This window comes from Massilia sp. BGA-UO-ETr-WB1 (genome assembly GCF_059567845.1).
Genome location: NZ_JCAQOT010000024.1, coordinates 123,383 through 143,776, shown reverse-complemented (window position 1 = coordinate 143,776; position 20,394 = coordinate 123,383). Strand labels below are relative to the sequence as shown.

At 66.3% G+C, this 20,394-nt stretch carries 19 protein-coding genes; 9 read left to right on the top strand and 10 right to left on the bottom strand.

Annotated features, from left to right (window positions below; translation table 11 throughout):
* Nucleotides 1-9 precede the first annotated feature (9 nt).
* The 7 genes from bioF to AC56DV_RS13705 form a co-directional block, all read right to left on the bottom strand.
* Entirely contained in the window at nt 10-1,206 is a 1,197-nt protein-coding gene (gene bioF, locus AC56DV_RS13735) for an 8-amino-7-oxononanoate synthase (protein WP_496315629.1), read from the bottom strand.
* Entirely contained in the window at nt 1,206-2,543 is a 1,338-nt protein-coding gene (bioA, locus tag AC56DV_RS13730; RefSeq protein ID WP_496314840.1) for an adenosylmethionine--8-amino-7-oxononanoate transaminase, read from the bottom strand. The genes bioF and bioA overlap by 1 nt, the downstream gene beginning before the upstream one ends.
* A gap of 10 nt (nt 2,544-2,553) precedes the next feature.
* Nucleotides 2,554-3,339 carry an enoyl-CoA hydratase/isomerase family protein gene (locus tag AC56DV_RS13725; RefSeq protein WP_496314839.1) on the bottom strand — a complete coding sequence of 262 codons (786 nt, stop codon included), beginning with the start codon at nt 3,337-3,339 and terminating at the stop codon, nt 2,554-2,556.
* Between the two features lie 12 nt (nt 3,340-3,351).
* A complete protein-coding gene (locus AC56DV_RS13720) occupies nt 3,352-4,974 on the bottom strand; it encodes a carboxyl transferase domain-containing protein (RefSeq protein WP_496314838.1) in 1,623 nt (540 codons plus the stop codon).
* 45 nt (nt 4,975-5,019) lie between these two features.
* Nucleotides 5,020-5,439 carry a YchJ family protein gene (locus AC56DV_RS13715; RefSeq protein ID WP_496314837.1) on the bottom strand — a complete coding sequence of 140 codons (420 nt, stop codon included), beginning with the start codon at nt 5,437-5,439 and terminating at the stop codon, nt 5,020-5,022.
* Between the two features lie 50 nt (nt 5,440-5,489).
* Nucleotides 5,490-6,758 (bottom strand): D-amino acid dehydrogenase, encoded by a 1,269-nt coding sequence (locus AC56DV_RS13710; RefSeq protein ID WP_496314836.1) that lies wholly within the window; start codon nt 6,756-6,758, stop codon nt 5,490-5,492.
* A gap of 111 nt (nt 6,759-6,869) precedes the next feature.
* A complete protein-coding gene (locus AC56DV_RS13705; protein WP_496314835.1) occupies nt 6,870-8,270 on the bottom strand; it encodes a serine hydrolase domain-containing protein in 1,401 nt (466 codons plus the stop codon).
* Nucleotides 8,271-8,450: 180 nt separating this feature from the next.
* Here AC56DV_RS13705 and AC56DV_RS13700 point away from each other — a divergent pair, with 180 nt between their 5' ends.
* From AC56DV_RS13700 to AC56DV_RS13665, 8 genes are all read left to right on the top strand, one after another.
* A complete protein-coding gene (locus AC56DV_RS13700) occupies nt 8,451-9,194 on the top strand; it encodes a GntR family transcriptional regulator (RefSeq protein WP_496314834.1) in 744 nt (247 codons plus the stop codon).
* A 116-nt stretch (nt 9,195-9,310) separates the two neighbouring features.
* Complete coding sequence (locus AC56DV_RS13695; RefSeq protein ID WP_496314833.1) at nt 9,311-10,192, top strand: N-acetylmuramic acid 6-phosphate etherase; 882 nt, start codon at nt 9,311-9,313, stop codon at nt 10,190-10,192.
* Between the two features lie 18 nt (nt 10,193-10,210).
* Nucleotides 10,211-11,476, top strand: coding sequence for an MFS transporter (locus AC56DV_RS13690; protein WP_496314832.1), 1,266 nt, complete (start codon nt 10,211-10,213; stop codon nt 11,474-11,476).
* 44 nt (nt 11,477-11,520) lie between these two features.
* Nucleotides 11,521-13,245 (top strand): glycoside hydrolase family 10-like protein, encoded by a 1,725-nt coding sequence (locus AC56DV_RS13685; protein ID WP_496314831.1) that lies wholly within the window; start codon nt 11,521-11,523, stop codon nt 13,243-13,245.
* A gap of 69 nt (nt 13,246-13,314) precedes the next feature.
* The gene (locus tag AC56DV_RS13680; protein ID WP_496314830.1) at nt 13,315-14,232 is read left to right on the top strand and encodes an N-acetylglucosamine kinase; all 918 of its coding nucleotides are present in this window, start codon (nt 13,315-13,317) and stop codon (nt 14,230-14,232) included.
* A gap of 44 nt (nt 14,233-14,276) precedes the next feature.
* Entirely contained in the window at nt 14,277-15,170 is an 894-nt protein-coding gene (locus tag AC56DV_RS13675) for an N-acetylmuramoyl-L-alanine amidase (RefSeq protein WP_496314829.1), read from the top strand.
* 90 nt (nt 15,171-15,260) lie between these two features.
* Nucleotides 15,261-16,163, top strand: a complete 903-nt coding sequence (locus AC56DV_RS13670; RefSeq protein ID WP_496314828.1) for a LysR family transcriptional regulator — start codon at nt 15,261-15,263, stop codon at nt 16,161-16,163.
* A 2-nt stretch (nt 16,164-16,165) separates the two neighbouring features.
* Nucleotides 16,166-16,774, top strand: coding sequence for a M15 family metallopeptidase (locus AC56DV_RS13665; protein WP_496314827.1), 609 nt, complete (start codon nt 16,166-16,168; stop codon nt 16,772-16,774).
* Here the strand turns inward: AC56DV_RS13665 and AC56DV_RS13660 are convergent.
* Entirely contained in the window at nt 16,758-16,988 is a 231-nt protein-coding gene (locus tag AC56DV_RS13660) for a type II toxin-antitoxin system MqsA family antitoxin (protein ID WP_496314826.1), read from the bottom strand. The two genes, AC56DV_RS13665 and AC56DV_RS13660, sit on opposite strands and share 17 nt — an antisense overlap.
* A 141-nt stretch (nt 16,989-17,129) precedes the next feature.
* On the opposite strand from AC56DV_RS13660, the gene AC56DV_RS13655 reads away from it, so the two are divergent.
* The gene (locus AC56DV_RS13655; RefSeq protein ID WP_496314825.1) at nt 17,130-17,273 is read left to right on the top strand and encodes a hypothetical protein; all 144 of its coding nucleotides are present in this window, start codon (nt 17,130-17,132) and stop codon (nt 17,271-17,273) included.
* 181 nt (nt 17,274-17,454) lie between these two features.
* On the opposite strand, the gene dacB is transcribed toward AC56DV_RS13655, so the two are convergent.
* On the bottom strand, nt 17,455-19,083 hold the full coding sequence (dacB, locus tag AC56DV_RS13650; protein ID WP_496314824.1) for a D-alanyl-D-alanine carboxypeptidase/D-alanyl-D-alanine endopeptidase: 1,629 nt from the start codon (nt 19,081-19,083) through the stop codon (nt 17,455-17,457).
* Nucleotides 19,084-19,085: 2 nt separating this feature from the next.
* Nucleotides 19,086-20,330, bottom strand: a complete 1,245-nt coding sequence (locus AC56DV_RS13645) for a nucleoside recognition domain-containing protein (RefSeq protein WP_496314823.1) — start codon at nt 20,328-20,330, stop codon at nt 19,086-19,088.
* Nucleotides 20,331-20,394: the final 64 nt, after the last annotated feature.

The window sequence follows — 20,394 nt, the reverse complement described above, 5'->3', positions numbered from 1 at the left end:
GTCGAATTTTCAGGGCGCATGGCTGGTCCTTTCCAATGCGTTCAGTGCTGCGATAAGCTGATCCACTTCGGCTGCGGTGTGGCCTGCGGCCAGTGTGACGCGCAGGCGCGAGGTGCCTTGCGGGACCGTGGGCGGGCGGATGCCGCCTACCCACAGGCCTTGTGCATACAGGGCCGCCGCCGCGCGCATGGTTTCCGGGTTCTCGCCGATGATGATGGGTTGCACCGCCGTGTCGGACGGCATGTGCTGCCAGCGCTGCAGCTTCAGGCCTGCGCGCAGCTGTTTCACCAGGCTTTGCACATTGGCGCGGCGCGCGCGGCCCTCTTCGCCGGCGATGATGTCGATGCTGGTCAGCAGCGCGTGCGCCAGCGCGGGCGGCGCGGCGGTGGTGAAGATGTAGGGGCGGGCTTTCTGGATCAGCGTTTCGATCACCACTTCGTGCGCGGCGACGAACGCGCCGCCCACGCCGGCGGCTTTGCCCAGCGTGCCCATGTAGACCAGGTAGGGCGAGCGCAGGTTGAAATGCTCCAGTGCGCCGCGTCCGTTTTCGCCCAGCGTGCCGAAACCGTGCGCGTCATCCACCACCAGCCAGGCGCCATGCTGTTCGCACAGCGCCAGCAGTTCCGGCAGCGGCGCCAGGTCGCCGTCCATGCTGAACACGGAATCGGTGACGACGATCTTGTTGGCGGCGGTGCTGGCGGCCAGCAGGCCGGCCAGCGCTGCCACGTCCGCATGGCCGTACACCTTGATGCTGGTGCGCGACAGGCGCGCGCCGTCGATCAGCGAGGCGTGGTTCAGCGACTCGGAGAAGAACTCGGTGTCCTTGTCGCCCGCCGCCAGGCCGGTCAGCACGCCCAGGTTGGCCATGTAGCCGGTGCAGAAGTACAGCGCGCGCGGCGACTCGATGTACGGCCCCACGAATTCGGCCAGACGTTCCTCCAGCTGCGCGTGCGCGCGGCTATGGCCGCTGATCAGGTGCGATGCGCCGCTGCCGGCGCCGTATAGTGCCACGCCCTCCTGCAGCGCCGCCATCACGCGCGGATGGCTGGCCAGGCTCAGGTAGTCGTTGCTGCTGAAGCACAGCACTTCGCGACCGTCCACCGTCAGGCGCGGACCGGTGGCCGAATCGACGGTGCGGCGCTTGCGTATCAGGCTGCGTTCTTCCAGCACGTTGAGCTGGGACTGGAGTTTGTTCAGCAGTTCCATCATGCCCCCCCTCCGGCCAGCGTTGCTTCGAACACGGACAGCGTGCGGGCGGCCAGGCCGTCGATTTCCTCGTCGTCGAGAATGTACGGCGGCATCAGGTAGATGGTGGGGCCGATGGGGCGCAGCAGCAGTTCCTGGCGCGTGGCTTCGGCGAAGTAGCGGCGCGAGAAGGTGGGGCCGGCATCGATGGCGTCGAAGGCCCAGATCATGCCCTGGTGGCGGGTGTTCTTGATGCGTTCGTGGTTCGCCAGCGGCTCCAGCGCTTTCGTCAGGCGCGCCGCGCGCAGCTTGTTCGCTTCCAGCACGTTGTCCTGCTCGAAGATGTCCAGCGTGGCCAGCGCGGCGCGGCAAGCCAGCGGGTTGCCAGTGTACGAATGCGAGTGCAAGAAGCCGCGCGTCACGTCGGCGCTGTAGAAGGCCTGGTAGATCTCGTCGCGCGACAACACCAGCGACAAGGGCAGGTAGCCGCCGCTGATGCCTTTCGACAGGCACAGGAAGTCCGGCCAGATGCCGGCCTGTTCGCAGGCGAAGAAGGTGCCGGTGCGGCCGCAGCCGACCGCGATTTCGTCCAGGATCAGGTGCACGGAATGCCGGTCGCACAGCGCGCGCACCAGTTGCAGGTAGAGCGGGTCGTGCATCGCCATGCCGGTGGCGCATTGCACCAGCGGCTCGATGATGATGGCGGCGATCTTGTCGCCGCGCTCATTGAACAGCCGCTCCACGTCGGCGGCGGCGCGGCGGGCAACGTCTTGCGCGGTATCGCCTTCGGCAGCCTGGCGCGCGTCCGGCGACATCACCGTCTGCGTGGCGCGCAGCAGCGGGCCGTAGGCATCCTTGAACAGCGCCACGTCGGTCACGGCCAGGGCGCCGATGGTTTCGCCGTGGTAGCTGCCCTTGAGGCAGACGAATTCCTGCTTCTCGGACTGGCCCTTGTTGCGCCAGGAGTGGAAGCTCATCTTCAAAGCGATTTCGACGGCGGAGGCGCCGTCCGATGCGTAGAACGCGTGGCCCAGGTTGTGGCCCGTCAAGGCGGCCAGCCGCTCGGACAGCTCGATCACCGGTTCGTGCGTGAAGCCGGCCAGCATGGCGTGTTCCAGCGTGTCCAGCTGCTCCTTCAGCGCGGCGTTGATGCGCGGGTTGGCATGGCCGAACAGGTTCACCCACCAGGAGCTGATCGCGTCCAGGTAGCGGCGGCCTTCATGGTCGTACAGCCACGCGCCACGGCCGTGCTTCACAGGTATCAGCGGCACAGTCTCATGGTGCTGCATCTGGGTGCACGGATGCCATACACTGCGCAGGCTGCGTGCTACCCAATCATTTTGTAAATTCGATTCCAAACATACTCCATTAGTTTAGCCACGCCGGCTTGCGCTTCTCCAGGAAGGAAGCGACGCCTTCGCGGCCCTGCTCCGATGCGCGGATGTGCGCGATGCGCAGCGCCGTATCGGCCAGCAGCGCGTCGCTGACCGGCTGTCCGGTCACGTCGCGCACCAGCGTCTTGGCTTCCTTCACCGCGTTCGGGCTGTTACCCAGCAGCGCCTTGACGATCTCCGCGACTTTCGCGTCGATCGCCTCCGCCGGCACCACCTCGTGGGCGAAACCGATGCGGTAGGCTTCCGCCGCGCCAAAGCGCTCGGCGGTCAGGAAGTAGCGGCGCGCAGCCTGCTCGCCCATGGCTTTGATCACATAAGGTGAAATGGTGGCCGGGATCAGTCCCAGCTTCACTTCGCTCAGGCAGAAGTTGGCCACATCGGCCGCCACCACCACGTCGCATGCGGCCACCAGGCCCATGCCGCCCGCGTAGCAGTCGCCGTGCACCTTGGCCACCACGGGCTTCGGGCACAGGTAGATGGTGCGCAGCATTTGCGCCAGCTGCATGGCGTCTGCATTGTTCTCGGCGTGCGTGTAGCCCGCCATTGCTTTCATCCAGTTCAAATCGCCGCCGGCGCAGAATGCGGCGCCATTGGCGGCCAGCACGACCGCGTGTACCAGCTCGTTGCGGCCCAGCTCATCGAAAGCCAGGGCCAGCTCGTTGATGGTCTTCTCGTTGAACGCGTTGCGCACGTCCGGGCGGTTCAGTGTAACGGTCGCCAGTTTACCCGCGATTGTCACTTCCAGGGTTTCGTAAGTCATATATGTTCCCCCTTACATGCGGAATACGCCGAACTTGGTGTCCGGGATTTCCGCATTGAGCGCGGCGGACAGGCCCAGGCCCAGCACCATGCGGGTGTCGGCCGGATCGATCACGCCGTCGTCCCACAGGCGCGCGGTGGCGTAGTAGGGGTGGCCCTGGTGCTCGTACTGGTCCTTGATCGGCTGCTTGAAGGCCGCTTCCTCGTCGGCGCTCCACTGGCCGCCCTTGGCTTCGATGCCGTCGCGCTTGACGGTGGCCAGCACGGACGCGGCCTGGTCGCCGCCCATCACCGAGATGCGCGCGTTCGGCCACATCCACATGAAGCGCGGCGAGTAGGCGCGGCCGCACATGCCGTAGTTGCCGGCGCCGAAACTGCCGCCGATGATGACGGTGAACTTCGGCACGGCGGCGGTGGCCACTGCCGTCACCATCTTGGCGCCGTTGCGGGCGATGCCTTCGTTTTCGTACTTGCGGCCCACCATGAAGCCGGTGATATTCTGCAGGAACACCAGCGGTATCTTGCGCTGCGCGCACAGCTCGATGAAGTGCGCGCCCTTCAGCGCGGACTCGGAGAACAGGATGCCGTTGTTGGCGATGATGCCGACCTTCATGCCGTAGATATGGGCGAAGCCGCACACCAGCGTGGCGCCGTAGCGCGCCTTGAATTCATCGAAGTCGCTGCCGTCCACGATGCGCGCGATCACTTCGCGGATATCGAACGGCTTGCGGGTGTCGACCGGGATCACGCCGTACAGTTCCTGGGGCGGATATTTCGGCTCCACGGACTCGCGCAGTGCCATCTGCTGCGGCTTGGTGCGGTTCAGGTTGGAGACGATGGTGCGCGCCAGCGACAGCGCGTGCAAGTCGTTCTGCGCCAGGTGGTCGGCCACGCCGGACAGGCGCGTGTGCACGTCGCCGCCGCCCAGGTCTTCCGCCGTCACCACCTCGCCGGTGGCGGCCTTCACCAGCGGCGGGCCGCCGAGGAAGATGGTGCCCTGTTCCTTGACGATGATGGACTCGTCGCTCATGGCCGGCACATAGGCGCCGCCGGCGGTGCAGGAACCCATCACCACCGCGATCTGCGGGATGCCCTTGGCCGACATATTGGCCTGGTTGTAGAAGATGCGGCCGAAATGGTCGCGGTCGGGGAACACGTCGTCCTGGTTGGGCAGGTTGGCGCCGCCCGAGTCCACCAGGTAAATGCACGGCAGGTTGTTCTGGTCGGCGATCTCCTGCGCGCGCAGGTGCTTCTTCACCGTGACCGGGTAGTAAGTGCCGCCTTTGACGGTGGCGTCGTTGCACACGATGACGCACTCCTGGCCGGACACGCGGCCGATGCCGGTGATGATGCCGGCAGCCGGCGCCGCATCGACGCCCTTGGCGTCCTGGTACATGCCGTAGGCGGCCATTTGCGAGAATTCGAGGAAGGGCGTGCCGGGATCGAGCAGCATCTGCACGCGGTCGCGCGGCAGCAGTTTGCCGCGCGCCACGTGCTTGGCGCTGGCCGCCTCGCCGCCGCCCTGGGCGATCCTGGCCACCTTGTCGCGCAGGTCATCGACCAGGGCTTGCATGGCCGCCGCGTTGGACTTGAAGTCTTCGCTGCGCGGATTGAGTTTGCTTTCGATGTGCGGCATTCGGGTTCCTCTTGTTCTGATCGCGCTGTCTCCGGCGCGTGCTGTCTATTCGGGGAAAGTACCGTCTACGTAAAACCAGCGCAGGCCCTCGGGGGAGGGCTCGCGCAGAAAGCGGCTGACTTCGTGCAGGCGCTGGCCGCGTCCGTTGACGCGAAAGCGTGCCACAAATTCAACAAAATCCTCGTTGTCTGCTTTACGTTGACGTAAACGTAAAGAAGATTTTACCTCAAGTCCCAGCCATTGCAATTTTTCATCGCTGCTGATGATGGGTTCCTGCGGGCGGGTGCTGGCGTGCCAGGTGGCTTGCAGATAAGGCTCAATGCCCAGGCTGTAGGCACTGTAGCGCGAGCGCATCAGCGCCTCCGCCGTGGGCGGCAGGGCCGCGCCCTCAATGTAGGGGCCGCAGCAGGTGGCGAACGACGGCCCGCCGCAGGGGCAGGCTGCTGGAGATTTGGACTTGGACATCCCGCAATTATCCGCCATAACGGCTACTGCGGTACGTCTTGGGGCCGATGTCAGGCGGCGAGTGTCAGGCCGTCGAGGGCGAAGGGGGTGGATTTGCCGCGCATCAGGTCGGCCAGCAGGGCGGCGGTGCCGCAGGCGAAGGTGAAGCCGAGCGGGCCGTGGCCCACGTTGAGCCACAAATTCGGATAGCGCGTGGCGCCGATGATGGGCGAGCTGTTCGGCGTGGCCGGACGCAGGCCGGCCCAGGCTTCGGCGCGGCTGTAGTCGGCCGCGGTCGGCATGGCGGCGCGCGCCAGGCGCTTCAGGCCGGCCACGCGGTCCGCGTCCAGGCTGGTGTCTTCGCCCACCATGTCCACCATGGCGGCGATGCGCAGGCTGCCGCCGATGCGCGCGTACAGCACTTTGCGCTCGAAGTCGGTGACGCTGATTTCCGGCGCGCAGTCCTGTTCCCGGATCGGCGCGGTCAGGCTGTAGCCTTTCAGCGGGTAGATCGGCAGGTAGATGCCGGCGCTGGCGGCCAGGTCGCGGCTCTGGATGCCGGCGGCCAGCACGAACTGGTCCGCCGAAATCCAGCCTTCGCTGGTGTCGATCGCGGAGATGCGGCCATTTTCGGCGAAGATGCCGCGCGCTTCGGCATGGATCACGCCCTGGAAGCGCGGATGCGCGCGCAGGCGCTGTTCCAGCGCCAGGCAGAACGCGTGGCAGTCGGCCACCGCCTCTCCCTTGTTGTAGATGCCGCCCGCCAGTTGCGGACTGAGTTCGGCCAGCGCCGGTTCCACGCGCGCGGTGTCGGCCGCCGTCAGCACCTGGCGGCTGCCTTCCGCGTCGGGCCGCGCCACGGCGGCGTCGAAAATCTTTTGGGAACGGTACACCACCAGCTTGCCGGCGTCGCGCCAGTCGAACTCGGACAGCGGCAGCGCCAGTTCCAGCTGGGCCATGGCGTTGCGGCTCAGCTCGCCCAGCTCCAGCAGCTTGGCGGTGGTGCGGTGGTTGCTGGCGGCGTTGCAGTTGGCCAGGAAGCTGGCCAGCCAGCGCCACTGGCGCAGGTCGGCTTCGGGACGGAAGCGCAGCGGGCCGTCCTGCTGGAACAGCCATTGCAGCGCTTTCAGCGGCACGCCGGCGTCCGCCAGCGGCGCCACGTAGCGGTAGCTGAGCTGGCCGCCGTTGCGGTAGCTCGAGGCGCTGCCCACGGTGGGCGCGCGCTCCAGCAGCGTGACGCGATATCCGGCCTCCAGCAGCCACCAGGCGGATGCCAGCCCAACGACGCCGCCGCCGATGACCACTACCTGCTGTGCGTCTTGCTGTGTACCCTGCTGCATCTGGAGAACCGTTTAATGAAGATGTTTCAGAGTGTGGCGTCAGGCCCCGCTTCTTTCCAATGAATCGTCATGCGCAGGCCATAACCTTGGGTGATGTCTAATCCGCGCAGGCTAGTCCGCCTTGCCCAGCACGGCGCGCCGGTACAGCGCCGTCAGGATCAGCTCTTCGGAACGCACCAGCGCCGAGTACTGGCCGGGGTACTGTTCCGGGTCGGTGCCGAAGCCGCCGATCAGCGATACCAGGCCGTTGCGCCCGGCCATGTCCAGCGCGAAAGTGGACACCAGGCCATAGGCTTCGCCCAGGTGGCCCACGGCGCTGAAGCCGCCGCCCAGCACCAGGCGGTTGCCGCTGCCGGGCGCGTCGGCGAAGCGCTGCGTGCCCAGGCCCCAGCTGTGGTACAGGCCGTGCAAGGTGTCGCCGTTGTTGCCCTCGCTGCTTTCTTTATATGTCCATTGTTCGCTGAACATCAACTGGATCGTGTCCGGCTTGAGGATCTGCTTGCCTTCGTGCTTGCCGTGGTTAATCAGCATCAGCATGATCTTGCCCATGTCCGGCGCCGAGATGCGCATGCCGCCGGTGGGGCTGAACAAGGTGCCGTTGCTGCCGACGACGTAGCCTTCGATGCCGGCCGGGGCGGCGGGCGGCGCCACGCCGTAGTTGTCCACCTGGGCGATCCACGGGCCGGCCGGGTTCCAGATCTCGGTGTCCGTGGTGCGCTTGCGGTACAGCGTGGCCGTGTCCGCCACTTCGGCGGGCAGGAATTCGGAGGTGTTGTAGCCGCCGCGCAAGCCCATCGGCGCCAGCAGCAGCCGCTTCATCAGGCGGTCGAAGCGTTCGCCGCTGACGCGTTCCATGATGGTGCCGATCACGCCCCAGTTCAGGTTGCAGTAGGTGAAGTAGGCGCCGGGCGCCGCGTTGCCGCCTTGCGCCGACATTGGTTGCGCCCACATGGCGCCGCTGCCGTATTTATTGCCGCCGGGCACAAGCACGTCGCTCAGCCTGGTGTCCGTGCCCCAGGAGTAGCCGGCGTCGTCGCGCAGCGAGGAGGTGTGGGTCAGCAGGTGGCGCAGCGTGATGGCCCGGTCCGGGTAGTGCGGATTGCGCAGCGGGAAGCCGAGGTAGGCGGTGACGTCGGTGTCCAGCTCGAGGCGGCCCTCCTCCACCAGCTTCATGAGGCCGAAGGTGGTCATCATCTTGGAGATGGAGGCGATGCGGAACATGGTGGCGGGCGTCACCGCCGCAGTGCCGCCGGTGCCCGTGGTGTCGATGCGGCGCAGGCCGAACTGTTGTTGATACGCTACCTTTCCGTCGCGGATGGCCAGCACCGACAGGCCGGTCAGCGGATGCTGCGGGTCGTTGACGACTGCGGCCAGCTCGCGGTCCAGCTGCGCGGCCGCTGCTGCAGCGGGGGCTGGAGGGGCCGCCGGCGCGGCCGGGGCCGCTGCCATCGCCTGCATCAGTCCGCCGCCCATCAATGCCCATCCCAGCAGTGCGCGCATGCCCAGTTTCATTGCCTGATCCCTGTCGTGTTGTTGTTGGAATAAGCATACGGGGCGGCTTTGGCCGCGCCTAATGAAATCGTTTCATCCGCGCATAACTTGGCGCTATGCGATGCCGGTATATTTTCATGCAACCAAAAATGAGCGCAAATTGGCCATCGCTATTACACTAGAAGCCTTAGGAGATACCGTATGAGCCAGACCAGCGTTGAATTTCAAGCCGATGCAAAAGACAATTCGCCGCTGTATATGCAAATTGCACGCAAGTTGAGCGACGATGTGCGCAATGGACGCTACCAGGTCGACCAGGCGCTGCCGTCCGAACGCACCCTGTCCGAATTGTTGAACGTATCGCGCGTTACCGCCCGCAAGGCTATCGACCAGCTGGTGGAGCAGGGCCTCGTGGTGCGCCGCCGGGGTTCCGGCAACTATATCGCCCCGCGCATCGAACAGCCGCTGTCCAATCTCACCAGTTTTTCAGAGCAGCTGCAGCAGCGCGGCTACAAGCCCGGCTCGCGCTGGCTGAAGCGCGCCATCGTCAGCGCCAGCGCGGACGAGCAGATGAGTTTGGCCCTCTCGCCCAACAGCAAGGTGGCGCGCCTGGAGCGCCTGCGCCTGGCGGACGACGTGGTGATGGCCTACGAGGTCAGCGTGCTGCCGCAAAGCGTGGTGCCGCGCCCGGAAGCGATCGGCGATTCCCTGTATGAATTCCTGGACGCGTCCGGCAAGTCGCCGTCGCGCGCGCTGCAGCATATCCGCGCCATGAACGCCTCGGGCGAACTGGCACGCCAGCTGGACGTGCCGGAAGGCCAGGCCGTGCTGTTCATTACCCGCATCGCCTATCTGGAATCGGGCGAAGCGGTGGAGCTGACCCATTCCTATTGCCGCAGCGACCATTACGATTTCGTCGCTGAAATGCGGCGGGCGCCGGCATAACTCGTTGTATAACTTTTACGCATGCCCGCGCATCGAGCTTTCATGGGTGGGGCATGCAGCGCAGGCGCTGTTTTGGTATTACACTGGTCTGATCGTATCACTACTGACAGATGACGATGTTAAAAACCGAAACACCTAGCCAGCAACACGCGCTGCTGGACCAATACCTGGACATCGAGCTGGTGTCCGCCTTCATCGACGACCAGTTCAACGCCGTGCGCGCCGTGCAGGCGGCCGCGCCGCGCATCGCCGCCGCCGTCGCCGCTGCCGTGCCGCGCATGCAGGCCGGCGGACGCCTGATCTACGCCGGCGCCGGCACTTCGGGCCGGCTCGGCGTGCTCGACAGTGTGGAACTCAATCCCACCTTCTCCTGGCCCAACGAACGCGCGCTGGCCCTGCTGGCCGGCGGCAACGGCGCCATGTTCCAGGCCGTGGAAGGCGCCGAGGACGACCGCGAACAAGGCGCCGCCGACCTGCTGGCGCTGGCGCCCGGCCCCAACGACGTGGTCTTCCTGCTGGCGGCCTCGGGCGGCACGCCCTACGTGCTGGGCGCGCTGCACGCGGCCCGCCAGGCCGGCGCGCTGACCGTGGGCCTGGCCAACAACGCCGACGCCCCGGTCGCGCTGGAAGCCGAAATCGGCATCACACTGGACACCGGCGAGGAAGTCATTTCCGGCAGCACGCGCCTGAAGGCGGGCACTTCGCAAAAGATCGCACTGAATACCATCTCCAGCGCGCTGATGGTGCGTTTGCACAAAGTCTATGGCAACCTGATGGTAGACTTGAAGCCCACTAACGCCAAGCTGGTGCAGCGCTCCGTGCGCCTGACCATGCACGCCACCGGCGTGGAGGAAGCCGCCGCCCGCGCCACGCTGGAGCAGTGCAACTTCCACGTCAAGGTCGCCATCGTCGCGCTGCTCAACCGGCAGACCGTAGCCCAGGCGCGCGCCGCGCTGGAAGTGGCGCACGGCAGTGTGAGGGCGGCGCTGGCAAAATAACACGACACAAAGGACGGAATGAAAGACGCGCATCAACGTAGCCCCTGGTGGTGGATCCCCAGTTTGTATTTCAGCCAGGGCATTCCGTATGTCGTAGTGATGACGCTGTCGGTGGCGATGTACAAGAACACCGGCATTTCCAATACCGATATCGCGCTGTACACCGGCTGGCTGTACCTGCCCTGGGTGATCAAGCCGCTGTGGTCGCCCGTGGTGGAACTGCTGGGCACCAAGCGCATGTGGATCGTGGCGCTGCAGCTGGTGATCGGCGCCTCGCTGGCCATGGTGGCGTTCACCATGCACCTGCCGGACTTCTTCCGCGCCAGCCTGGCCGTGCTGTGGCTGATGGCTTTCAGTTCCGCCACGCACGACATTGCCGCCGACGGCTTCTACATGCTGGGCCTGCGCCAGCAGCAGCAGGCCGCGTTCGTCGGCGTGCGCTCCACCTTCTACCGGCTGGCCATGATCGCCGGCCAGGGCGGCCTACTCTACCTCGCCGGCCAGCTCACCGACCAGCTGGGCGACCCGCGCGTGGCCTGGTCCATTGTGCTGTTCATCCTGGCGGCCCTGTTCGGCGTGCTGTTCGTCTACCATTTCTTCCTGCTGCCCAAGCCGGCCGCCGACGTGCGCGCGCCGGCCGGCGGCGACCTGTTCCGCGAATTCTTCGCCACCTTCGCCTCCTTCTTCCGCAAGGAAGGCATCCTCGTCACGCTGGGCTTCCTGCTGCTGTTCCGACTCGGCGAGGCGCAGCTGCTGAAGCTGGCCGTGCCCTTCCTGCTCGACCCGGCCGACAAGGGCGGGCTGGGCCTGAGCAACCAGGAGGTGGGCCTGGTGTACGGCACCATCGGCATCATCGCGCTGACCCTGGGCGGCTTGGCGGGCGGCGTGGTGATTTCGCGCTTCGGCCTGAAGCGCTGCCTGTGGCCGATGGCCTTCGCGGTGCACGTGCCGGACCTGGTGTTCGTTTACCTGTCCAGCGCGCTGCCCGAGAATATCTATCTGATTTCCGTGCTGATGGCGGCCGAGCAGTTCGGCTACGGCTTCGGTTTCACGTCCTACATGCTGTACATGATCATGGTGTCGGACGGCCCGCACAAGACCGCGCACTACGCCATCTGCACCGGCTTCATGGCGCTGGGCATGATGCTGCCGCAAATGGCTAGCGGCTGGATCCAGCAGATGCTGGGCTACCAGCACTTCTTCATGTGGGTGTGCCTGGCGACAATACCGGGCTTCATCATGACCGCACTGGTGAAGGTGGACCCGGCGTTCGGCCGGGAATGAGGCAGGTACAATACGGCCGCTTCAATTGAATCGAGGATACGGATTTGGCTTTTGACCCGAAAAAGCGGCGCACCCTCGCCGCCGCCGCTACCACCGCCGCCGCCGCCGCAGTGGCGGCTTTCCTGGGCGCCTGCACCAGCACGCCGCTCACGCCCGCAGCGGGCAGCGGCCCGGTGATGCCGTCGGCGCCCGGCGCGGGACCAGCCGTCGGTCCAGGCCCCGGCCCGGGCCTGGTCCCACCGGCCAGCCTGACCGGCCCCGTGCCGCCGCCCGCGCCGCGCGAGTTCCGCGCCGCCTGGGTTTCCACGGTGGCCAATATCGACTGGCCCAGCCGCGCCGGCTTGCCGGTGGTTAAGCAGCAAGCGGAAGCCATCGCCATTTTGGACCGCGCCAAGGCGCTCAACCTGAACGCCATCGTGCTGCAGGTGCGCCCCAGCGCGGACGCGATCTACCCGTCCGAGCTGGAGCCGTGGACCGAGTACCTGACCGGCCAGCAAGGCAAGGCGCCGTCGCCCATGTACGATCCGCTGAAATTCTGGATCGACCAGGCCCATGCGCGCGGCCTGGAGCTGCACGCCTGGTTCAATCCTTACCGGGCGCGCCACGCCACCGCCAAGTCGCCCAACTCGCGCGACCATATTTCCAACACCAAGCCGCAGACGGTGAAAACCTACGGCCGCTACCAGTGGATGGACCCGGGCGAGGCGGAGGCGTCGAAGCACACGCTGGACGTGATCCTGGACGTGGTGAGACGCTACGACATCGACGGCGTGCACATCGACGATTACTTCTATCCCTACCCGATCGAAGCGCCCGGCGCGGCGGGCGAAGCGGCCGCGCTGGAAGCCGGCAACGGCGGCAGCAACGGCGCGCCGCGCCCGGAACTGGAATTCCCCGACCAGCCGGCCTGGCAGCGGTACCAGGCCGGCGGTGGCCAGCTGGACCGCGCGTCCTGGCGCCGCCAGAATGTGAACCAGCTGATCGAAGCGATGTACACCGGCATCCGCCGCGAAAAATCGTGGGTGCGTTTCGGCATCAGCCCATTCGGCATCGGCCGGCCGGACCGCCGCCCGCCCGGCATCCTCGGCTTCAGCCAGTACGACAAGCTGTACGCCGACGCCGAGCTGTGGCTGAAAAACGGCTGGCTGGACTACCTGGCGCCGCAGCTGTACTGGGCCATCTCGCCGCCGCCGCAGGCCTTCGATGTGCTGCTCGATTACTGGCTGCGCGAAAACACGCGCGGCCGCCACGTGTGGCCGGGGCTGTACACCAGCCGCATCGACGGCAGCGGCAAGTCCTTCGAGCCGGAAGAAATCGTCAAGCAGATCGGCGTCACGCGCAGCCGCGCCGGGCGGGGCGTCAACAGCATCGGCCATGTGCACTTCAGCATTGCCGCGCTGATGCAAAACCGCAAAGGCATCAGCGACCAGCTGAAGTCGATCAGCTACCAGAGCGCCGCGCTGATCCCGGCCACGCCGTGGCTGGGTTCGGAGGCGCCGGGTGCGCCGAAAGTGGGCGCGCGGCGCGGCTCCGCCGGGCTGGACCTGAAACTGAGCGCCGGCAAGAGCGCGATCCAGTACGCCATCTGGGCCCGCTATGGGGACGAGTGGCGCTTCACCACCGCCCCCGCCGGGCGCGGCGACGTCACACTGGCCGACGAGGCGGGCGTGCCGGCCGGCGCGGTGGTGGTCAGCGCGGTGGACCGGCTGGGCAACGAGAGCGAGCGGGTGTCGGTGCCGGCGCCCGGGCAGCCCACGGCGCAGCTATAACCTTTGGGCATGGTGTGCGGCCAAGGTTTCATTAAATCCTGGCCGCATTTCAATTTACACTCAGGCACTATGGGTAAATCTGATACAGACACGACGCTGGGCCTGGGCATCGACGCCGGCGGCACGCAGACCCGCTGGGCATTGGCCGGGGCGGACGGCGCCATTGTCGCCGAAGGCAGCGTCGCGGGCTTGTCGGCTTTACAGATGGGCAACGCGGCGGGCCGCAGCGCGGTGCGCGCCACCTTCTCCGCGCTGGCGCAGGACGTGCTGGCCAGCGGGCGCCCGCAGCGCGTGTGCGCCGGGCTGACCGGCTTCGGCGGCGACAGCGAACTGCTGGTCGAATGGCTGGCCGAGCTGCTGGGCATGGACCCGGACACCGTCATCGTTTCCAACGACATCGAAATCGCCTACCTGGACAGCTTCCAGCCGGGCGAAGGCTACCTGGTCTACGCCGGCACCGGCTCCATCGCCGCCTTCATCGACGACAGCGGCGTGTTCCACCGCGCCGGCGGCCGCGGCGTGACGCTGGACGACGGCGGCGGCGGCTTCTGGATCGCGCGCGAGGCGCTGCGCCGCATCTGGCGCCGCGAGGACGAGGAGCCGGGCGCCTGGGAGGATTCGGCCATGGCGCGCACCGTGTTCGATTACGTCGGCGGCAGCGACTGGGCCTTTTCGCGCCAGTTCATTTACGGCCGCGAGCGCGGCGAAGTGGGCAAGCTGGCGCTGGCGGTCGCCGCCAGCGCCGAGCACGACCAGGCCGCCCGGTTGATCCTGCAGCAAGCCGGGCGCGAACTGGCGCGGCTGGCCACGGCCCTGGTGTCGCGCTTCGGCGTGCGCCCCGTGGTGCTGGCGGGCCGCGCCGCCGAGCTGCACCCGCTGATCGCGGAAACCATGCGCGCCACCTTGCCGCCCGAAGTGCCGCTGCGCCGCAAGACCGCCCAGCCCCATTACGCCGCCGCCCGCATGGCCGCGCAACCCAAACACTAGCAGTACATTACTAGCCGTACATTACTCAGCCTCTGGAGACCGTTGTGAAAAAAATCCTGCTCATCATCCTGGCCGCCGTGCTGGCCGGTTGCGCCGCGCCGCCGCCGCGCCTGGACAACAGCCTCAGCGCGCGCAGCCAGAGCAGCCGCGTCAAGTTCATCATCATCCACTACACGGTGGCCGACCTGCCGCGCTCGATCAAGATCCTCACCGAGCAGGAAGTGAGCAGTCACTATCTGCTGACCGACGAAGCCGAGCCGAAGTTCTACACCTTGGTGGACGAAGCGCGCATGTCCAACCACGCCGGCGTGAGCAGCTGGAAGACGTACAGCAACCTCAATCCGATGTCGATCGGCATCGAGATCGTCAACCCGGGCTTCAAGGAAACTCCTCAAGGCCGCGTCTGGTATCCCTTCCCGCAGTCGCAGATGGACCAGCTGATTCCGCTGCTCAAGCAAATCGTCGCCCGCCACAATATTCCGCCGCAGAACATTCTTGGCCACAGCGACATCGCGCCGCAGCGCAAGCAGGACCCGGGCCCTCTGTTCCCGTGGCACCAGCTGGCCGCAGCCGGGCTGATCACCTGGCCGGACGCCGCCCAGGTGGCGGCCCAGCGCGCCGTGTTCGAGAACCAGCTGCCGGACGTGGCCTGGTTCCAAAAGCGCCTGGCCCAGCACGGTTACGCTGTGCCGCAGAATGGCGTGCTGGACGAAGCCACCCGCAACGTGATGTTCGCGTTCCAGTCGAAATACCGCCCGGCCCGCTTTGACGGCAACCCGGACGCCGAATCGGCCGCCATCCTGCAAGTGCTGGCCCCGACGCCCAAGAACGAGATCATCAATCCGGCCGTGCCGCTGCTGCCGGGCTCGCCGGTTGCCGTCCCTGCCGCACCGGCAACGCCGGCGGTGGTTCCAGTGCAGCCAACCGAAAACCACTAAGCGCCATGGCATTGCGCCGCACCCTGCTTTCCCCTATCCTGCACGGATTCCGCAGGGACGGCTCTGCGGCGCTGGATCGAGGATAGAGCAATGCGGCTGCGCCATATAGAAGTGTTCCACGCCATCATGCAGGTCGGCACCATCAGCGGCGCCGCCCAGGTGCTGCACATCTCGCAGCCCGCCGTCACCAAGGTGTTGCAGCACTGCGAATTGCAGCTGGGCATGCCGCTGTTCGAGCGCGTGCGCGGCAAGCTGTATCCCAAGCCAGAAGCGCACCGCCTGTTCGCCGAAACCGAAAAACTGAACCGCGACCTGCAAGGCATCCGCCGCCTGGCGGCCAGCCTCAAGGGCCGCGCGCTGGAAACCATCCGCCTGGTCTCCACGCCCACAGTGGCCATCAGCGTGCTGCCGCAGGCCGTCACCGCCTGGCGCAAGGAATTCCCCGGCGCCCGCTGCGAGCTGGCCACCCACCACACCAGCGAAATCGTCAATACCCTGCGCCTGGGCGAAGCGGACCTGGCCCTGTCGCTGCAGGACCCGCGCCACCCCGGCATCGTCGCCGAGCCGCTGGCGCAAGGCGTCATGACCGTGATCGCCCCCGCCGGCACCTGGAGCGCCGCCGACTGCGCCACGCCGCTGGCCGCGCCCGGCCTGGCGGGCGAGCTGATCGGCCACGCCGACAACGACCCGCTGGGCGAAATGGTGGTGGCCGCGTGCGAAGCGCAGGGTTTGCACCCGGTGTTCCAGACCGTGGTGCAGACTTACCAGATCGCCCGCTCGCTGGTGGAAGCGGGCGGCGGCATGGCCGTGGTCGACCCGTTCACGGCCGCCTCCGCGTCCAGCGCGCTGGTGCAGCGTCGCCCGTGGGCGCCGGCCATCCCCGTGCAACTGTATCTGCTGACGGCAGGCCACGCGCCGCTGTCGCACGGCGCGCGCCAGCTGGCCGGCTGCATCGCCGCCGCCGCGCGCGCCTGCCTGGAAAAGAAAGCGTAACAATGAACACCATCCGCAACGAAGATGTGCCGTCCAGCCCGGACTACCGGCATCTGAGCAGCATCGCCGGCATCGCCATCGACTTGCGCTACGCCACGCCCGACAACTTCGTCGGCCGCGACCTGTATTCCCCGCACGACTGCGCCTGGCTGCACCGCGACGCGGCAGCGGCGCTGGAAAAGGCCGTGGCCTGGCTGGCCGAACGTCGTCCCGGCTGCAAGCTGCTGGTGCTGGACGCGCTGCGGCCGCAGCGCGTCCAGGAAGAGTTATGGGCCGCGCTGCAAGGCACGGAACTGCTCGGCTACCTGGCCGACCCCGCGCGGGGCTCCATCCACTCCTTCGGCATGGCGGTGGACATCACCATCGTGGACGAACAGGGCCGCGAGCTCGACATGGGCACCGGCTTCGACGACCTGACCGAACTGTCCCATCCCGCGCTGGAGCCGCAAATGCTGGCGCGCGGCGCGCTGACCGCCGCGCAGATCGCCAACCGCGAACTGCTGCGCGGCGCCATGTTCCAGGCCGGCTTCGCCGGCATCAACAGCGAATGGTGGCACTTCGACTGCGGCGACCGCGTGCAGGTCCGGGCCAGCTTTACGCGCGTGCTGTAGCGCGCTTGTCCTCGGCCGCGTCCACATACGCCACGAAGGCGTCCACCGCCTCGCCGTAACGCCTGGCTTCCTCCGTATCCAGCGTCACTTCGCCGCAAGCATTGCAGAACTCGCCCGTCACATCGGGAATGGTGGCGGTTTGGCCGTGGTAGTTGTACTGCAGGTTTCTCGTATCGCGAACCAGTCCAGGGCCGCCGCAAACTGGGCATTTCATGGTGGTCTCCTTGAGGTGTGGGATAGCTTGAAGGTAGCCCACTTGCCGGTCCGTGGCAAGCACCCGCGTGTCGCAACAGCGTGGCCAAGGTTGCGAAGGGCGACAGCGGGTGATACCTTGAAAATTCCCCAAGGAGCTATCGTGCCAGTCCCCAAACGGCCTATCCAATCTGCTATCGAAGATGCGTTGAGCAACTCGCACCAGGCACCTATCGTCACGGAGCAATTACAGCGGTTTTTTGCCGAGCATCCTGAACTCATTGCGGATGCCAATGGCAAGATTTGACATCTATGCGCCATCCCCTTGGACGGATGTCGCCGAGCGATCAACTGGCGGCAGAATCCCGTATAGATTTCATGCTGCGCGGATATTGATATTCCTCAGCCGTAGTTAGTGGCCAAACGCGGTGTCACAGGATGCGAACCACCGACACAAGGATTTTCAATCCTGATGCCGGGGAGGTTCTTCACTTTCCGCTCTGTGCCACCCAGTCCAGCAGCGCGTCGATGGCTTTGCGGCCGTTGCCGTTGCCGGTCAGGTCGTGGTTGATCATGGCCACCACGATGCACAGCTCGCCGTTCGCGTCCGGCACGTAGCCGGCGATGGTGACCACGTTTTTCAGCGTGCCGGTTTTCACGCGCGCGCGCGCGGCGGCGGCGCTGTCCTTGAGGCGCCGCTTCATGGTGCCGTCCACTGCCGCGATAGGTAGGCTGGTGAGGAATTCGGGCATCCATAAACTCTTTTGCGCCGCTTGCAGCAGCCCGGCCATTTGCACCGGACGCACGCGCTCCAGGCGCGACAGGCCGGAACCGTTTTCCAGCACCAGGCCGGTGTCGTCGATGCCGTGGCGCTGCATCCACGCGCGGATCACCTGTTCGGCACGGGCGGCGGTCTGCGCCGTATTCGCGGCGGCAGGGACAGCTTCACCGCCGCCTGGAATCATGGCGCCGTCCGGCGCCGGGGCTGCGGCGGGAGCAACGGCGTCGCTGCTCAGGGAGTCGCCGGGCAGTACAGCGGGACTGGCTGTGCGCGCCGCGAGGTGCAGCGCGGGGATGGGACGGCTGCCCAATACCGGGTCCGGCTCCAGCGAGCCCAGGGTCAGGAACAGCGTGCGCGCCAGGCCGTTGTCGGACGGCTTGTTGATGTCGCGCAGCACTTCGGCCAGCGGACGCGAGACATGCTCGGCCAGCAGGCGCGTAGTGGGCGCGGCGGTGGCGTTGGGCGGCGTCGCCGGCACCGCTGAAGTTGCTTCGCGCGCCACGCCGGTGAAGGTGCCGCCCAGGCGCGCCCAAGTGCTGCGGAACAGGCGCTCCGTGTAGTCGTTGCGCTCCAGCACATTGATCACCGTGGTCTTACTGCAATTCTTCGGGAAGGTGCCGTGCAGGCGCACGATGATCTTGCTGCCCTTGCGCGTGTAGTCCGGCAGCTTCCAGCCGTCTTCCCACTTGGCGCATTCGGCGTCCACCAGCGTCATGTCCGATTCGATGGTCACGCGTTCGAGCTGCGGCAGCATGCCCAGCTTGAGCTTGCTGCCGGTGGACGTCATGTCCACGCGCAGCAGATTCATGTTCAGCAGCAGCGCGTCCGGGATGATGTTGTAGTACGCCTCGGGCGACTCGTCGAACGGCGCCGCGCCCAGGTCGGTGCGGGTGGGCTGGAATAGCTGGCGGTCCAGCACCAGGTCGCCCTGGATCTTGCGGATGCCTTGCGTGCGCAGCTTTTCCAGCATGTGCACCAGCACGTCCTCATTGAAGTCCGGGTCGGCGCCGCCGCGCAGGTGGAGGTCGCCCCGCAGCACGCCGTTCACCACGTCCGCGCTGCTGCGCAGCTCGGTGCGCGCCTTGAACACCGGCCCCAGCTGGTCCAGGCCCACCATGGTGGTCACCAGCTTCATGGTCGAGGCGGGCTGCATCGGGCGGTCCGGGTTGTGCGACACCAGCGGCGTGCCGCCGCGCAGCACGATGGCGCCCACCGCGTCCTCGGGGATGCCGGCCGCTTGCAGCACGCGCGACATGGGTTCCGGCAGTTGGGCGTGGACGTTCGTGCTGGCAGCGGCAGCGGCCAGCAGGGAAACCAGGAGCAGGCGACGGAACATGATTAACCTTGGTGGAAGAACACGTAGGAAACGGCGATGGCGGTGATCACGCCGGCCAGGTCGGCGATCAGGCCGCAGGAGATAGCATAGCGCGTCTTGCGGATGCCCACCGAGCCGAAGTACAGCGCCACGATGTAGAAGGTGGTGTCTGCCGAACCCTGGAACACGCAGGCCAGGCGGCCGACGAAGGAATCCACGCCGTAGGTGTTCATGGCGTCGATCATCATGGCTTTCGAACCGCTGCCGCTGAGCGGCTTCATCAGCGCGGTCGGCAGCGCCGGCACGAAGTCGGTGTTCATGCCGAGCGCGGTGAAGATCCAGTTGAAGCCGCCCACCACAAAGCTGAACACGCCCGCGTTGCGGATCACGCTGATGGCCACCAGCATGCCCACCAGGTAGGGGATCACGGTCAGCGAAGTCTGGATGCCGCCCTTGGCGCCCTCGATGAAGGCTTCGTACACGTTCACCTTCTTGCGCAGCGCGCCGACGATAAAGATGGTGATCACCCCGATCAGCACCGCGTTGCTGACCACCTTGGACACGGTGGCGATTTCGGCCTTGCTCAGGTATTGCGTGAAGTACCAGATCAGCGCGACGATGGCGGACGTCATGCCGCCCAGCCAGGACAGCACCACGCTGTCGAACAGGTTGATGCGCTGGCGGATCGACACGGCGATGATGCCGGCCACCGTCGCCACATAGGTCGCGATCATGCAGGGAATGAAAATGTCGGACGGGTCGGCCGCGCCCAGGATGGAGCGCTGCGCCATGATGGCCAGCGGGATCAGGGTCAGGCCCGAGGTGTGCAGCACCAGGAACATGATCTGCGCGTTGGTGGGCTCGTCCTTGTTCGGGTTCAGCGTCTGCAGGCTTTCCATCGCCTTCAGGCCGAACGGGGTGGCCGCGTTGTCCAGGCCCAGCAGGTTGGCCGAGAAATTCATCACCATGTGGCCGTTGGCCGGGTGGTCCTTCGGCACGTCCGGGAAGATGCGCGAGAAGAACGGCGCGATCACTTTCGCCAGCCAGCCCACCACGCCGGCCTTCTCGCCGATGTTCATAATGCCCAGCCACAAGGTCATCACGCCGGCCAGCGGCAGCGCAATGTCCATCACGCCCATCTTGGCCGATTCAAACGTGCCGTCGATCACTTTCTTGAAAATTTCGTTATCGCCCAGGAACAGCCACTGCGCGAAGGCAGCGGCAAAGCCGACCAGGAAGAAGCCAGACCAGATGTAATTGAGCGACATAGGAGGAAATTTCCAATAACAGGGTGACAGAATGATTTTGCAGGCAAAGTATAGAGCCACGGCA